Source organism: Amycolatopsis sp. lyj-346, assembly GCF_046548975.1.
Taxonomy (GTDB): Bacteria; Actinomycetota; Actinomycetes; order Mycobacteriales; family Pseudonocardiaceae; genus Amycolatopsis.
The window spans coordinates 1-797 of record NZ_JAJPWT010000055.1 but is presented as its reverse complement, the minus strand read 5'-3'; the positions used below and the strand labels follow the sequence as shown (position 1 = coordinate 797).

2 protein-coding genes are annotated in these 797 nt (G+C 56.0%); both read left to right on the top strand.

Annotation, left to right across the window (positions count from 1 at the left end):
• Positions 1-273: head decoration protein (locus tag ACLJQE_RS44640; protein WP_069894622.1), on the top strand; the 273-nt coding region annotated here is incomplete at its 5' end.
• A 55-nt stretch (positions 274-328) separates the two neighbouring features.
• Positions 329-797: major capsid protein (locus tag ACLJQE_RS44635; RefSeq protein WP_085178691.1), on the top strand; the 469-nt coding region annotated here is incomplete at its 3' end.

Below are 797 nucleotides of genomic sequence, written 5' to 3'. Positions count from 1 at the left end.
ACCGCAACCGCGCCCGGCGGATTGAGTGCGAAAGCGCCTGCAATGACCCCGCTGATGCTGGACACCTCCAGCCGTAAGCTGGTTGCGTGGGATGGCACCACCGACGGTGCTGCCGTTGGCATTCTTGCGGTTGCTGCTGACCAGACCAGCACCACGCTGACGTTCTACAAGTCCGGCACGTTCCGTTATGAGGATGTGCTCTGGCCGGAGGCTGCCAGCGACGAGACGAAAAAACGGACCGCGTTTGCCGGAACGGCAATCAGCATCGTTTAACTTTACCCTTCATCACTAAAGGCCGCCTGTGCGGCTTTTTTTACGGGATTTTTTTATGTCGATGTACACAACCGCCCAACTGCTGGCGGCAAATGAGCAGAAATTTAAGTTTGATCCGCTGTTTCTGCGTCTCTTTTTCCGTGAGAGCTATCCCTTCACCACGGAGAAAGTCTATCTCTCACAAATTCCGGGACTGGTAAACATGGCGCTGTACGTTTCGCCGATTGTTTCCGGTGAGGTTATCCGTTCCCGTGGCGGCTCCACCTCTGAATTTACGCCGGGATATGTCAAGCCGAAGCATGAAGTGAATCCGCAGATGACCCTGCGTCGCCTGCCGGATGAAGATCCGCAGAATCTGGCGGACCCGGCTTACCGCCGCCGTCGCATCATCATGCAGAACATGCGTGACGAAGAGCTGGCCATTGCTCAGGTCGAAGAGATGCAGGCAGTTTCTGCCGTGCTTAAGGGCAAATACACCATGACCGGTGAAGCCTTCGATCCGGTTGAGGTGGATATGGGCCGCA